Source organism: Dactylosporangium sp. NPDC051087, from assembly GCF_055586325.1.
Genome location: NZ_JBVJIJ010000025.1, coordinates 132,667 through 147,506, shown reverse-complemented (window position 1 = coordinate 147,506; position 14,840 = coordinate 132,667). Strand labels below are relative to the sequence as shown.

Annotated in this window: 11 protein-coding genes; 7 read left to right on the top strand and 4 right to left on the bottom strand. The window is 73.4% G+C overall.

Going from position 1 to position 14,840, the window contains the following annotated elements; genetic code table 11:
• Positions 1–54: 54 nt before the first annotated feature.
• Positions 55–354, bottom strand: a complete 300-nt coding sequence (locus ACZ6TV_RS39800; protein WP_465303935.1) for a GlsB/YeaQ/YmgE family stress response membrane protein — start codon at positions 352–354, stop codon at positions 55–57.
• Between the two features lie 111 nt (positions 355–465).
• Here ACZ6TV_RS39800 and ACZ6TV_RS39795 point away from each other — a divergent pair, with 111 nt between their 5' ends.
• Genes ACZ6TV_RS39795 through ACZ6TV_RS39765 form a run of 7 tightly spaced genes read left to right on the top strand, consistent with a single transcriptional unit; the run spans position 466 to position 11,309 of the window.
• Positions 466–2,835, top strand: coding sequence for a hypothetical protein (locus ACZ6TV_RS39795; protein ID WP_465303933.1), 2,370 nt, complete (start codon positions 466–468; stop codon positions 2,833–2,835).
• 1 nt (position 2,836) lies between these two features.
• Positions 2,837–6,109 (top strand): hypothetical protein, encoded by a 3,273-nt coding sequence (locus tag ACZ6TV_RS39790; RefSeq protein WP_465303931.1) that lies wholly within the window; start codon positions 2,837–2,839, stop codon positions 6,107–6,109.
• Positions 6,109–7,209, top strand: a complete 1,101-nt coding sequence (locus ACZ6TV_RS39785; protein ID WP_465303929.1) for a hypothetical protein — start codon at positions 6,109–6,111, stop codon at positions 7,207–7,209. Before ACZ6TV_RS39790 ends, ACZ6TV_RS39785 begins: the two co-directional genes overlap by 1 nt.
• Positions 7,199–7,942 carry a hypothetical protein gene (locus tag ACZ6TV_RS39780; RefSeq protein WP_465303927.1) on the top strand — a complete coding sequence of 248 codons (744 nt, stop codon included), beginning with the start codon at positions 7,199–7,201 and terminating at the stop codon, positions 7,940–7,942. Before ACZ6TV_RS39785 ends, ACZ6TV_RS39780 begins: the two co-directional genes overlap by 11 nt.
• An 8-nt stretch (positions 7,943–7,950) precedes the next feature.
• The gene (locus ACZ6TV_RS39775; RefSeq protein ID WP_465303925.1) at positions 7,951–8,613 is read left to right on the top strand and encodes a hypothetical protein; all 663 of its coding nucleotides are present in this window, start codon (positions 7,951–7,953) and stop codon (positions 8,611–8,613) included.
• Positions 8,610–10,355 carry a hypothetical protein gene (locus tag ACZ6TV_RS39770; RefSeq protein ID WP_465303923.1) on the top strand — a complete coding sequence of 582 codons (1,746 nt, stop codon included), beginning with the start codon at positions 8,610–8,612 and terminating at the stop codon, positions 10,353–10,355. The genes ACZ6TV_RS39775 and ACZ6TV_RS39770 overlap by 4 nt, the downstream gene beginning before the upstream one ends.
• Before the next feature lie 12 nt (positions 10,356–10,367).
• Positions 10,368–11,309 (top strand): phosphoglycerate dehydrogenase, encoded by a 942-nt coding sequence (locus tag ACZ6TV_RS39765; RefSeq protein WP_465303921.1) that lies wholly within the window; start codon positions 10,368–10,370, stop codon positions 11,307–11,309.
• Positions 11,310–11,378: 69 nt separating this feature from the next.
• Here ACZ6TV_RS39765 and ACZ6TV_RS39760 read toward each other — a convergent pair whose 3' ends face one another.
• Genes ACZ6TV_RS39760 through ACZ6TV_RS39750 form a run of 3 tightly spaced genes read right to left on the bottom strand, consistent with a single transcriptional unit; the run spans position 11,379 to position 14,839 of the window.
• On the bottom strand, positions 11,379–12,344 hold the full coding sequence (locus tag ACZ6TV_RS39760) for a substrate-binding domain-containing protein (RefSeq protein ID WP_465303919.1): 966 nt from the start codon (positions 12,342–12,344) through the stop codon (positions 11,379–11,381).
• A 15-nt stretch (positions 12,345–12,359) separates the two neighbouring features.
• Entirely contained in the window at positions 12,360–13,331 is a 972-nt protein-coding gene (locus ACZ6TV_RS39755) for an ABC transporter permease (RefSeq protein WP_465303917.1), read from the bottom strand.
• Entirely contained in the window at positions 13,328–14,839 is a 1,512-nt protein-coding gene (locus tag ACZ6TV_RS39750; RefSeq protein ID WP_465303915.1) for a sugar ABC transporter ATP-binding protein, read from the bottom strand. Before ACZ6TV_RS39750 ends, ACZ6TV_RS39755 begins: the two co-directional genes overlap by 4 nt.
• Position 14,840 lies beyond the last annotated feature (1 nt).

The window sequence follows — 14,840 nt, the reverse complement described above, 5'->3', positions numbered from 1 at the left end:
GCGCCCGTCAGCCGCGCCCGTCAGACGCGTCAGCGGTCGGTGGTGCGGGGCCGGTCAGTCGTCGTCGGACGAGAACGCGCGGGCCAGCAGCGCGGCGATGGCGACGCCGACCACCGCGATGCCCACCTGCACGCCGATGACCAGCCAGTCATACCGGTGCCCGCCGACCACGAGCACCTTGTCGCTGCTGATGTCCCAGCGGTCGGCGGCCCAGGTGCCCGCCACCGCGGCACCCATCCCGATCAGCACCGTGAGGATCAGGCCGATCGGCTGCCGGCCGGGCAGCAGAATCCGCGCGACGATCCCGATGACCGCGCCGAACACGATCGCGGACAGATAATCCTGCGCACTCACCCGAGCGACCTCCTCACCAGGTTCCGCCTCGCATTGTGCCCCAGGGGCGCAAGCCACCGGCTGTCCGTCAGCAACGGATGTCCGCTCCCATCGTCACGCCGAGAGGCACTGATGACCGACACGTGGCACGCAGGCAGCGGCGGCGCGAGCGCCGCCAGGAACGATCTTGTGACGGACGCGGAGCAGCTCGCCGCGGACGCCATCGCCCTGATCGACGGCGCCGACTTCGGGCCCGCGCTCACCGCGCCGATCGGACGGGTCCGCGACCAGGCCAGACGGGTGCTGAGCACGGTCCGGGATCCCTACAAGGTCGGCGTCATCGGCGAGTTCGGGGCGGGCAAGACCCTGTTCATCGCCTCGATGCTCGGCTTCCTCGACAACCTGCCGATCGGCGACCGGCCCACCACCGGCAACGTGACCCGCTTCCGGCTCCGGCCGGTCGCCGGCGGCACGACCGTGGTGACGGGCCGGCGGATCGTGTTCCTGAGCCGTTCCGAGTGCGAGGCGTGCCTGGCCGACCTCGGCCGGCAGGTCCGGGCGGCCGGCGGCGCGCACCCGGACCTCGACACGCTCACGCGCAAGGCCGTCGACGGCGACCCGGACGCGCTGGAGGCCTGGCACCGCACCGCCAGATCGCTCGACCCGAGCCTCGACCGCCTGGTCCGGCAGCTCGTCGCGGTCGCCGCCAGCGCCCGGCAGCACGACGCCTGCCTCGGCACCGCCCGGGACGTGTCGGCGGAGGAGTTCGGCGCGCTGGTCCAGATCGTCTACGAGGGCCAGTCGCCCGCCCAGCTGTTCTGGCTCGTCCGTCAGGCCGAGGTCGCGATGGACGTACCGGTGACGCTCATGCCCGGCCTGCTCGCGACCGGCGACGCCCCGCAGCCCCCGGACCGCAAGGACCTCACGGGCTTCGGCGAGGGCACGGTGCTGGAGCTCTGGGACTTCCCCGGCATCCTCAACCACCTGTCGTCCGAACGTGACCGGATGCTGACCGAGACGCTCCTGCACGACGTCGACACCGCCGTGGTGCTGCTGAAGGCGGCCAACCCGGACGGCCTCGCGTCCGACGAGCTGACCCGGCTGCTGACCGCGGTCAACGGCGGTGCGATCGCCGGCGTCGGCAACGTGTTCGACAATCCGCAGGCCATCCGGTTCAAGGAGGCCGGCCTGGACAGCGACGACGCGGTGCTGAGCAGCCTGCCGTCGGTCGCCGAGCTGCTGCGCACCGCCGGTCAGCTGGTCCCAGGCGAGCCCTCGTTCCTCTACGCGGGTCTCGTCGCGCTCGGCCGGCTGTCCCCCGCCCTCGTCGCCGGCCGGTTCGACGAACGCGCCAGCCTCCAGGACCACCTCGCCGGCTACGCCCAGCAGGTCGCCCTCGGCCTGCCGGAGGGCAGCCCGCTGCGGGCGGTGCTGCTGCCGGTGTCCCAGGATGGTGGCCGGCGCCGGGTCCAGACGATGCTCGCCGACCAGCTGTCCGTGCACGGCGTGCGCCGCCGGGCGGAGCGGGTCGGGCGGGAGGACTCCCGGCTGCGCGAGCTCCTGCAGCAGCTGGAGTCCGCGGTCGAGACGGCACCGGACCCCGGTGGCGCCGCCGCCGCGCACGTCGAGTTCCAGTCCGTCCTGTCGGGGCTGCGCACCGTGCTGATCCGGTTGCGCCGCGGCCTGCCGAGCGTGCTGTCCGGCGCGCTGGCGGCGGACGAGCCGGACCGCAAGCCGTTCGCCGACTTCGTCGAGGAGACCGCCGCCCATCGCGTGCACCGGTGGCCGCAGTGGCGGCAGGCGCTCGACTCGGTCCGGGGCCGCGAGGTCCACGACGGTCCCGCGACCACCACCGAACTGGTCGGGCCGTTCAGCGAGAGCTGCGTGGAGGCGTTCGGCACGGTCCGGGCCGAGGCGCTGGCGCGCTGGGAGCGGGCGCTGATCCGCACCGCGGAGGACACCCTGGCCGCCGAGGAGACGCTGCGCGGCCGCGCGAAGGCGGTCTTCGCCGATCGGCCGGGCCCGTGGACGCTGGTCGTCCGGCCGCAGGACTGGCAGGGGCTGCTGACCAGGGCCCCGGCCTCGATCCTGGACAAGGTGCCCTACCGGGCGCCCGGACCGGATCGTTACGCCGCCGCGTTCCCGCTGCGCCGCGACTCGCGATTCGTGTGGTCGCTGCCGGCGCGGCACCCCTACGACCCGTCGGACTCCGAGCTGGTGCATCGCAGGCACCCCGGCTACGTGATCCGGCTGCGGCACGAGTTCGTCGCCGCGGGCGCGTACCTGATGCAGACCGACGTCGAGGCGGTCCGGAGCTGGGCCGAGCAGGTGACCCTGCACTTCTTCGACCGGCTGCTGCAGACCCTGGCCGCGGCGAAACCGCCCGACACGCCGCCGGCGGGCGAGGCGGCCAGGAGCACGCTCCTGGCCGCGATCCAGCAGCTCCGCACCCGCGCGACCGGCACCACCGCCGGCGGACCATGGTCGGAATGGGAGAACTGACATGGACATCGACCTCGAGTTCGTCGACCAGGCCGGCGGCACCGCCCGGCAGCAGTTCACCCTGGACGGCACCGACCGGCCCGTCGCGCTGCCGTCGCCGCTGCTGGTCAACCGGTCCGGGCGGCACATCGTCGTCCAGGCGGTCCGGGTGACACCGGACGTCGCCACCGCCGCCGGCGCGCCGGCCAGGCAGATCAGCGACCTGTGGCAGCCCGAGCTGCCGCTGGCCGGGGTCGACCTGCCGCCGTACGGGCGGTACCTGGCACCCTGGCAGTACGTGGCGGGCTCGGCGCTGCCGCCCGGCCAGACGACGTTCACCTGGTCGGTCGACGCCGCCGAGCGTCTCGCCGACGGCAGGCTGGTCCCGCTCGGCGAGCGGCTGGTCCGGCGGTGCGTCCTCGTGACCCCGTCCCGGATCCCCGAGCCGCCGGCGCCGGAGCCCGGGCCGCCCGCCGCCGAGCCGCGGCCGGCGGTGCCGGAGACCGAGCAGCGGTACAAGGGCTGGGTCGCGATCGACTTCGGCATGTCCAACTCGACCATCACGATGTTCGACCAGAACCAGAAGCGTGCGCTGCTGGGGATCGCGCCGACCCAGGTCGCCCGGCTCCGCGACTGCCTGACCGAGCTGCTCAACGGCACCGCCACCGACGAGTTCGGGCTCTCCGGCGACGAGTGGCGGCACCTGCTGGAGGGCGCCGGCCGCACCCTCGCCGCGTCGATGCCCGGCAACCGGCTCGCCGACCCGCTCACCCAGCTGAAGGAGTCGCTCGCCGGCGACAAGGTCTTCGACGTGCTGCTGGCCCTCGACCAGGAGGTCGACAACGCGCTGCCGGCCCGCCGCGACGCGTTCACCGGCGCGCTGCAGCGGCTCTACCGGGACGCGTTCTCCCGTCCTCCGATCGCCGAGCTGCAGTTCTTCCCGGTGCCGATGCACGCCAGTACACCGGCGATCTCCAGCGACGCGCGGGTCCTGTCGCTCGCACCCTTCGAACTGGAGATGTGGCAGGACGGGTTCAACCACACCGGCGGGTCCGTGCCGGTGGCCGCGCAGCACCAGCCGGGCCTCAAGCGCTTCGTCGGCAACAGCCGGCCGCTGCCCGGGCTCCCGGCGGGGCTGTCCGGTGCCCCGACGACGGACGAGGCGCTGACCGCGGTGTGGCGATGCCTGCTGGGCAAGGTGGCCGACTTCCGCCGGGCGAACGGCGACCGGTACGCGTCCGGCGAGATCCACCGGGCGGTGGTCACCTACCCGACGACCGCCCCGCCGCAGACCCGCCTCGACATGGAGCGCCTCGCGCACTCCGTCGGCCTGCGGTTCGCCGACACCCGCCTCGACGAGGCGACCGCCGCGGCGATGTTCAACCTCATGCGCGCGTTCGCCGGTGACCCCGCGATCGGCGTCGAGACGTTCCGCGCCCGCAGCCGGCAGGTCGCCCCGGAGACCTGGCGGCACAACATCCTGGTCATCGACATCGGCGGCGGGTCCACCGACGTCGCCCTGCTCACCCTGACCCTGCGCGACCACACCGAACGCGACGGCACCGTGCCGGTCGACCAGCAGGGGCGCTACTACGAGCTGCGCCCGACGGTGCTGGGCAAGGCCGGCAACCTCCAGCTCGGCGGCGACCGGATCACGCTGGGCATCTTCCACCTGTTCAAGGCCCGGATCGCCGACCTGCTGCTGACCCGGTCGCCGAACTCCGTGGTCGGCGAGTACCCGCCGTTCCTGGAGGGCGGCGTCTACCGGGCCGGGTCGCTGCTGCCCGTCGCCGGCGCCGAGGACGCCGCCGCCACCGAGCCGACCAGGCTCCTGCTCATCGACCAGGTGGTCCCCACCCGATGGTCCGCCGTGCGGACGGCCGCCGAGGAGGAGCAGGCCCGCGAGCGGTTCCGGCGGCTGTGGGACGAGGCGGAGAAGGCCAAGCGAGCCTCCGCCGCCGGCCGGCCGCACCTGCTGCGCAACCTTGAGGAGCTGCTGCAGCTCGGCGCCGCGGGCGCGCACGCGTCGGCGCTCGAGGTCGACCACGCCGCCATCCGGGCCGAGATCGACAACGTGCTGAGCCGCGCGATGGAGATCGCCCTGGACGTCGCCTGCAAACGGCTGCTGGCGGCCGAGGGCGACGCCGAGCCGCTGGACATGGTGATCCTCTCCGGCGGTACGTCCGCGCTGCCCCGCGCCCGGCAGCTGCTGCAGGAGGTCTTCACCGGCGAGAGCACCCACAGCGGTTGGGGCGCCCTGCGCTGGAACCCGCTGCACGTCGTGCACGACCCGATGTTCGCCAAGGTCGGCACCTCCATCGGTGCCTGCTGGACCGAGCACGTCCGGCAGAAGGGCTACGCGGACCCCCGCCGGGCCAAGCGCAACGTCGCGATGGGCCGCACCGAGCTCCACATCGACGTCGACAACCTGCTGCACGGCCTGCCGTACGACCTCGAACTGTCCGGCACGGGCCCCAACCAGCTGCCGGTCTTCCCGGCCGGCCGCGAGTTCGAACGCGTCGGCGAGTCCGGGCAGGGCGCCCAGCGCTCCGACTGGATGCCGGCGATCCTCGACCTGGCCATCAACCGCAGCGGCGTGTCGAAGGCCGAACCGGCCGTGCTCTGGGGCTTCCTGAGCCTGCAGGAGCTGGCCGAGGACCAGGCGGACCTGTTCGACCTCGACGAGTGGGTGGGCCAGGTCTCGATGCAGTTCGAGATCGACGAGGCCGACCTGCTGACCGCGCACTTCTGCGCCGGCAGCCCGCACTACAGCCTCGACATGTCCGCGTGCCCTCCGGACGATCAGGTGGCCGGCCGGGACGCGGCCTTCGGCCCGGTCCGGCTGCGGCACGACCTGGTGGTCAACCCCGACGTCGCCGGTGGGATGGCCAACCACGGCAAGATCCTGCTACGGGAGAACAGCGAACCCGACGGATGCGTGGTCTCCCCCGACGGGCAGACGGCGCTGCGCTGCTGGGTCAGCGTCCGCTTCCCGCGGGAGGTGCCCACCGACGGCACCTGGTGGATCGGCCGGCGCGACCCCGACGACCCCACCGTGCTGCACCGGGTCGGGACGCCGTTCCGGGCGGCCATCCGGCACGGCCGCGGCGCGGACACCCGCATCGTCGTGGACGAGACCGGCCGCGTCCAGCCCGTCCAGGGCTTCGTGCCGTACCTGCCGGCCCGGTCCATGGCCGACGTCATCGCCAACCCCGGCCGGGTCCTCAGCGTGCCGATGGAGCCCGGCAAGATCGACCTGGACGAGCGCTTCGACCCCTTCAACGGCGCGCACTGATGGCGTCGCTGGACGACGCGCTGCGCGCGCTGCTCGCCGAGCCGGCCACGGCCACCCTGGTCCGTGGCCTGCTCACCGGCGTGCGCGCGGCCCTGGACGAGGCCGCTCCCGGCAACCCCGCCACCGACGCCGTCGACCGGATCCTGGCCGTCCGCGGCGCCCCGGCCGGCGGTCGCGCCGCGGGCCCGCCGGCCCGCGACGGGCTCGGCGCCCGGCTGGCTCCACTGTGGACACAGGCGGCGCTGCTGGCCGGCGAGCGCGACCCCGGCCCGCCCCCGGCCGACCCCGCAAGGCTCTGGAGCGCGCTGCACCTGCTCGCCCTCCGGATGGCCCCCGACGACCGGTGGGACGTCCAGACCCGCGCGGCGGACGAGGCCCGCGCGGCCGGCGCCACCGTCGACGCCGCCGCCGTGACCGTCCGCGGCATCGACCGGGACACGCTGATCCCCCGGCTGTCCGCCGGGGGAAGCATCCTGCACGACGGTCTGGCGACCGACCCCGGCGCGCCGCTGCCGGCCGAGCTGCGGGCGCACGCCGCGGTCCTCGACCGCCCCGGCGCGGACCCGGCCGCCGTCGCCTTCACCCGGGTGGTGGTGCCGGTGCTGCACCTGCTGGCCCAGGATCGCCACCTGCGGCACTGCCTGCAGACCCTGCAGTTCCAGGGGCTGGCCGAGCTCACCTCACCGGCGGAGCAGGAGCGGCTGCGCGGCCAGCTGACGGCCAGGACGGCGGCGCTGATCGCCGCCGCCCCGGGCGGTGTGGGCGGCCCGGGCGGCCCGGCCGGTCCGGACCGGCTGGAGAGCCTGGTCCGCCTGCACGAGGCCGTGACGTCCGTGGTGCACCTGCCGCCGGCCGCGGACGTCAGCTGGTGGGGCCGGCTCCGCGTCCGGGCGCACACCGCGATCCGCGACGCCGCCGCCGAGCTCGGACCCGGGCTGGTGAAGCTGCCACCGGCCAGCTTCGACAGCGCCCGGGCGCTCACCGCGCACGACATCCCGCTGCGGATCCCGGAGGTCTCCGGGATGGTCCTCGCCTGCGTCCGCGTCTGGTCGAGGGTCCACGACACCGACAGCCCGGGACGGGTGATCTATGGAAGCTGAGGCGCGGCACTGCATCGACCGTGTCGCCGACGGCCGGGCCGCGTTCCACCCTGCCGAACTCCGGCAAGGCTGGCTCGCCGTCGACGCGGACAACCGCCCCGCGGTGGCCGCCGTCACCGACGAGGCCGTCACGTTCCGGCTCGCCGCCGCCGGCGGCCCCTGCCGCGTGGACTGTCTGGTCACCGGACAGCCCGGCGAGCTGCGTGACCGCGGCCGGCTGCTCGGCGAGCTCGGCCTCCCACCCGAGGTCGTCGTCCCCCGCTGGTACGACCACGGCCTGCGGCTGGACGACGGCTACCTCCCGGTCCTCGTGCACCCCGAGCTCCAGGGGACGGTCCTGGCCGAGCGCCTCCCGCACCTGGCACCCGACGAGGTCCAGAGCCTCCTGGAGCGCTGGCTCGGGGTACGCGACGGCCTCGAACAGCGGTACGGGCTGCGGCACGCGGGGCCGACCCCGCACCTGGCCCACGTCCCGGCCGACGGCGTCGCGACGCTGCGGGTGACCGGCTGGGAACGCCCACCGGCCGACCCACCCGGGCCGGACCTCCTCGAACAGGCACTGCGCGACCGGCTGGCGCACCTCAACCCGCCGCCCGCACCACCCGACGACGACAGCAGCACGGTGCCGCCGGTGGCGCCGTCCGGGGACCGTGCGCTGGTGGTGTCCGCCGTGGTGATGGCCACGGTCGTCGCCGGCTGCCTCGTCGGCCTCATCGCACTGTGGACAATGTAGGAGCGAGCGTGAAGCCGACCCCGAAGCTCTTGGGCGCCCTGTTCATCGCCATGGCCCTGGTCTGCGCGGCGACCCTCGTCACCGCCGCCGTGCGCATCTCCGCCGCCGACCGGAAGGCCGACCGGCTCGCCGACGACCTGGCGCACGCCCGGACCGACCTGCGGACCTCCCGCGAGGAGGCCGACGCCGCCGACGGCCAGCACGAGAAGGCCCTCCAGGCGGCCCGCCAGCAGGTCGCCACGACCAGCCCGGAGGACCTCGCGCGCGGTCTCGCCGAGGCCACCTTCGAGCTGCCCCTCTCCTCCTGCAGCGGCGCCGACGACAACTGCGACAGCGACAAGAGGAGGGCGCTTTCGCTGCAGCTGGTCCGGTGCGGCAGCCAGTTCTGCGTCGCCGGGTCGAGCTGGATCAGCGGTACTGTCACACTCACCATGGACAGCGACACCTGGTCCGCGCGCGGCAGCGCCGTCTCCGGCCGCGCGGCCTGCTTCAGCGTCCCGACGAGCGGCGCCACCTGGGTCTTCACCGCCAAGGTGACCGGTGTGCAATACACCGTCGCCGCCGGCTGGCGGACCACGAAGATCACCACCACCTTCTCCGCCACCGTCCCGGCCGCCGCGAGGTGCAGCGCCACCACGATCTGGTGGAAGGGCACGGTGTCGCTGGTGTGACGCCGCACTCCGCCGGGCCCGCCCTGGACCAGGTCGAGCACCGGGCGACCGTGTTGCTGCGTCGCTTCGAGCGGTCCGGCAGCGCCGCAGTCCTCGACGAAGCGGTGCTGATGACCCGCGTGGCCCTGTTCCTCCTCCGCGACGGCCATCCTGACCGCCTGGACTGGCTGTCCCACCTGGGCAGCTGCCTGCGTCTCCGGTTCGACCGGCTGGGCCGGACCGGGGATCTGCACGAGGCGATCGTCCTGGCCCGCAGGGTGGTGGCGGCGACCCCTGACGCCGACCCCGCTCGGGCGAGACGATGGTTCAACCTCAGCAACGCCCTGGCGGCCCGGTTCGAGCGGGGCGGCGCGCGGCCGGACCTGGACGAGGCGGTGCGCCTGATGCGGTCGGCGCTCGACGCCGTCCCCGGCCACGGCCCCGACCGGGCGTTGGTCCTGTCGGGCCTCGGCTCTCGGTTGTGGACGATGTTCGAGCAGACCGGTTCGGCCGTGGACCTCGACGAAGCGGCGCAGATGGCCGGTGCCGCCGTGTCGGCCACCACCGACGATGACGACCCGGCGCTGCCGGACCGGCTGTCCAACCTCTGCCTCACGCTGCACGCACGGTTCGAGCGCACCGGGGACCTCGCTGATCTCGGCACAGCGGTGCACAGCGGGTGGAAGGCCGTGCGGGCGACGCCCGATCGGCACCCCGAGCTGCCGGGCCGGCTGAGCAACCTCAGCAGCGCGTTGCGGTCCCGGTACGAGTTCCTCGGCGAGCTCGCGGACCTTGACGCGGCGGTCCTCGCCGGGCGCGGCGCCGTGTCCGCGACCCCCGGCGACCACCCCGGGCTGGCCCGGCTCCTGTCCAACCTGGGCGCCATGCTGATGCTGCGGTTCCAGCGGAGGAAGCGTCCCGCAGACATCCACGACGCCGCGGAGGCCAGCCTCGCCGGTCTCGCCGCGACCCCCGGCGGCGACCGCGAGCGAGCGCACCGGCTGTCCAACCTCGGCAGCGTGTTGCAGCTGAGGTTCGCGGTGACGGGCGCCTGGCAGGACCTGGACGACGCCGTCGCCAGCTGCCGGGAGGCCGTGGCCGCCGCCGGCGACAGCTCGCCCGATCGTGCCGGCCTGCGGGCGAACCTCGCCGCCGTGCTGCACGTCCGGAAGGGGCGGACCGGCGAGCCGGCGGACCTCGACGAGGCGGTCGAGCTCTTGCGCTCGTCCATTGCCGCCACGCCCGCCGGCCATCCTTCGCGGGCGTGGCTGCTGACCAGTCTCGGCTTCGGGCTGCGGAGCCGGGCGGAGCAGGGACCGGCGCGCGACGCCTGGCGGGCCGCCGCCCTGCTGCCGCACGCGCCGGCCGCCGACCGGGTGCTCGCCGGCCAGTTGTGGGGCGGGGTGGCCGCGTCGGCGGCGCACTGGCAGGACGCGTCCGACGGGTACGCCACGGCCGTCGGGCTCCTGCCGCGGCTGATCTGGCGGGGCGTGAGCCGCGACAGCCGGGAGGAACTGCTCGGCGAGCGGGCCGAGCTGGCCCTCGACGCCGCGGCCTGCGCCATCGCCGCCGGCCGCGCGCACCGGGCCGCTTCCCTGCTGGAACAGGGCCGCGGCGTGCTGTGGACGCAGCTGCTGGAGACCCAGACGGATCTCGCCGCCCTGCGCGCCGCCGACCCGGCGATGGCCGACCGGCTGGCCGCCGCCGGCGCCGCCCTGGACCCGCCGCCCGCGCCGGCAACGCATCGCTGGTCGCCGATGTAGGAAGCTGGACCGGTGAAACTGCTCCTGCCTGACAGCATCGACCTGGACGTCCAGGTCCCGTCCGACGTCACCGCGGTCCGGTATGCCGTCGACCGGCCCGTGCCGGACGGGCACACCGACGCCGAGGCCCTGGTGGTCTGGGGCAACCCGGCGGACCAGTTGCGGGACGCCGCGGCGCGGCTGGGTCGGCTGCGGTGGGTGCAGACCCTGGCGGCCGGGCCGGACGCGGTGCTGGCGGCGGGGTTCGGGCAGGGCGTCGTCATCACCGCCGGGCAGACCCTGCACGACTGGCCGGTCACCGAGCACACCCTCGCGCTGATCCTGGCCGCCGCGCGCCGCCTGCACCTGACGGTCCGCGCGCAGATCGGCCACCGCTGGGCCGGCGAACTGGGCGGCCTGCAGCCCGTGGCGCCGGTCGGCGACTTCCGCACGCTCCGCGGCGCCCGGGTGACGATCTGGGGGTTCGGCGGGATCGCCACGACCCTCGCGCCGCATCTCGTCGCGCTGGGCGCGACCGTCACCGGCGTCGCCCGCAGCGCCGGTGAGCGGGCCGGCTTTCCCGTCGTCGCCGCCGACGACCTGCCGGCCGTGCTGCCCGCGACCGACGTCCTGGTCATGATCCTGCCGGCCACCCCCGAGACCCGGCACGCGCTCGGCGCCGAGCAGCTCGCCCTGCTGCCGCCGCACGCCTGGCTGATCAACGTCGGCCGCGGCGCGACGGTCGACGAGCTTGCCGTCCTCGACGCGGTAAGGGCGCGGCGCCTGGCCGGTGCGGCCCTCGACGTCTTCGAGTCCGAGCCGCTCGCCGCGGACTCCGGCCTCTGGGACGAGCCGAACATCATCGTCACCCCGCACGCCGCCGGCGGGCGCCCGGTCGGCGCGGCCGCGCTGATCGCCGAAAACCTGGCCGCCCTGCGGGCCGGCACCCCTCTGCGCAACGTCGTGCGAGGCTGAGCCGCGACAAGGCACGGCGCCGGCCGGTGAGGATCCACCGGCCGGCACCTGGTCACGAATTTCGGCCGGTCACTGGTACAGGACGGCGGTGATCTTGGCGTCGTCGATGTTGGTCTTGTCGTACCAGTAGAAGCCGGTGTCGACGGACTTGGGGAGCTTGTCGCCCTTGATGGCGGCGACGGCCGCCTTGACGGTCTCGTAGCCGATGCCGACCGGGTTCTGGGTGATGGCGCCGTACATCGTGCCGGCCTTGATCGCGTCGATCTGGTCCTTGCCGGAGTCGAAGCCGACGATCGTCAGCTTGCCGGTGAGGCCCTTCTCCTGGGCGGCGTGCAGCACGCCGATCGCGGCGCCCTCGTTGGAGCCGTAGATGCCCTTGAGGTCGGGGTTGGCGGTCATGATCGCCTTGGCGAGGTCGGTCGCCTTGAGCGGGTCGCCGCTGTACTGGATGTCGACGATCTGGATCTTCGGCTCGTTCTTCTTGATGTAGTCCTGGAAGCCGTCGCGGCGCTGGACGCCGGTGACGCTGGTCTGGTCGTGCACGACCATGGCGATCTTGCCCTCGTGGCCGATCTTCTCGGCCATGTGCTTGGCGGCCTCGGCGGCGGCGGCGAGGTTGTCGGTGGCGGCGGTGGTGATCGGCACGTCGCTGTCGACGCCGGAGTCGAACGCGATCACCGGGATCTTGTCGTTCTTCGCCTGCTGCATGAGCGGGCCCGCCGCCTGGCTGTCGATGGCCGCGAAGCCGATCGCGTCGGGCTTCTTGTCGATGACGGTCTGCAGCAGCTGGATCTGCTGCTCGACGTTGCCCTCCTCCTGCGCGCCCTCGAAGGTGACGGTGACGTCGAACTCCTTGGCGGCCTGCTCGGCGCCGGCCTTCACGGCCTGCCAGAACTGGTGGCGGAACCCTTTGGAGATGAGCGCGACGTAGGGCTTCTTCGCCTCGCCGGGCTTCTCGGCGGCGTCGGAGCAGGCGCCGAGCGTGAGGATGATCGCGGTCGCGCCGAGCAGCGCGACGAAGGCCTTCCTGTGCATGGGGGTGTCTCCTTCTCAGAGGGTGCGTTTCTTGCGGAGCATGTCGACGTAGACGGCGACGAGGATCACGCAGCCGACCACGACCGACTGCCATTCCTGCGGCACGGCGGTGACGCGCAGGCCGTTGGTGAGGACCGCGACGATGAGCGCGCCGACGACGGTGCCGGCGATCGAGCCGCGGCCGCCCTGCAGGGAGGTGCCGCCGATGACGACGGCGGCGATGGCCTCCAGTTCCAGGCCCATGCCGCCGACGGGTTGGGCGGAGCTGAGCCGGGACGCGGCGAGGACGCCGGCGACGCCGACGAACAGCCCGGCGAGGGTGTAGATGGTGAGCTTCCAGCGGACCACGTTGACGCCGGACAGGGCGGTCGCGGCCTCGTTGCTGCCGATCGAGAACGCGTAGCGCCCGACGATGCTCTTGCCGAGCACGACCGCGGCGACGACGGTCAGCACCAGGAAGATGAGCACGCCGAGGGGGAAGCGGGCGCCCGGGATCACCGAGTAGTTCATCAGCAGCTGGAAGTCGGGGTGCTCCTTGAAGTAGATCGGCTTCGTGCCGGAGATGACCAGCGACAGGCCGGACGCGACGAGCATCATCCCGAGCGTCGCGATGAACGGCGGCAGGCCCAGGACCGACACGTTGAAGCCGTTGACGAAGCCGATCAGGCCGCCGAACAGGATCGCCGCGGTGACCCCCGCCCAGGCGGGCCAGCCCCAGTACGTCATGAACACGCCCGTCATGACGCCGCACAGGATCATGCCGGTGCCGATGGACAGGTCGATGCCGCCGGAGACGATGACGAACGTGGTGCCCAGGGCCAGGATCCCGGTGACCGTGGCGGCCATGAGGATGCCGACGAGGTTGCTGGGCGTGAAGAAGTACGGGCTGGCGAAGGAGAAGAACACCAGGATCGCGATCAGGCTGGCGAGGGCGAGCAGCTGCTGCACAGAGCCCCGGACCCTGGCGGGAAAAGGGATCGAGGTCACGAGGTCACCGTTCCTTCGGTGCTGAATCGGGTGGCGAAGTCCATGATCTTTTCCTGGGTCGCGTCGGTACTGTCGATGACGGCGGTGATCCGGCCCTGGCACATGACCGCGATCCGGTGCGACATCCGCAGGATCTCGGGCAGCTCGGAGGAGATCATCACGATCGCCTTGCCGGCCGCGGCGAGCTCGTCGAGCAGCGCGTAGATCTCGTCCTTCGCGCCGACGTCGATGCCGCGGGTCGGCTCGTCGAAGATGAGGACGTCGCAGTCGCGGACGAGCCACTTGGCGATGACGGTCTTCTGCTGGTTGCCGCCGGACAGGTGCTGCACCAGCTGGCCCGTCGACGGGGTGCGGATGCGCAGCTTGGCGACGTGGTCGGCGGCGGTCCTGGCGATCATCCGGTCGGCGACGAGCCCGAGGTGCGAGGTGAAGCGGGGCATGGAGGCGAGCACGACGTTGTCCCGCACGTTGCGGCCGAGCAGGACGCCGTAGCGTTTGCGGTCCTCGGACAGGTAGCCGATCCCGGCCCGGGCCGCGTCGGCCGGGTTGGCGATGGCGACCTCACGCCCGTGGACCGTGACCGTGCCGCCGTCCTTGCGGTCCGCGCCCACGAGGGCCCGGGCGACCTCGGTGCGGCCGGCGCCCATGAGCCCGGCGAACCCGAGGATCTCCCCGCGGCGCACGTCGAAGCTGACGTCGCGCAGCAGGGCCTTCGTGTGCAGCCCGCGCACCGACAGCACCGGTTCGCCGGTGACGACGGCGCCCCGCGGCCGCTGCTCGCCGGTGATCGTCCGCCCGACCATCAGCGAGATCACCTGCGGGACGGTGCTCGACGCGGTGCCGACGGTGTCGACGTACCGCCCGTCGCGCAGCACCGTGATCCGGTCGGTGATCTGGGCCAGCTCGTGCATCCGGTGCGAGATGTAGATGACGCCGGTCCGCGGTGTGACGAACCGGCGGATGAGCCCGAACAGGGTGGCCACCTCGACCTCGTTCAACGCGGCGGTCGGCTCGTCCATGACCAGCACCCGCGCGTCGAAGCTGAGCGCCTTCGCGATCTCGACCATCTGCTGCCGCGCCACCGTCAGGTCACCGACGAGGTCGGTGGGCTCCAGCGGCAGGCCGAGCCGGGCGAGCAGCTCGCCCGTCCGCCGGTTGAGTGCCCGCTCCGACAGCAGCAGCCCGCCGATGCGCGGCTCCCGGCCGATGAAGATGTTCTGCGCGACCGTGAGGTCCGGCATCAGGTTGAGCTCCTGATGGATGATCGAGATGCCGAGCTCCTGCGCGTGCCTCGGGCTCATCGGCGTGTACTGCTCACCGTCGAGCCGGAACGTGCCGGCGTCCGGCCGGTCGATGCCGGTCAGCAGTTTCATGAGGGTCGACTTGCCGGCGCCGTTCTCCCCGACGAGCGCCAGGACCTCGCCGTGGCGCAGCTCCAGGTCGACGCCGTCCAGGGCCTGGACGCCGGGGAAGCTCTTGCTCGCGCCGCGCACCTCCAGCAGGGTCATG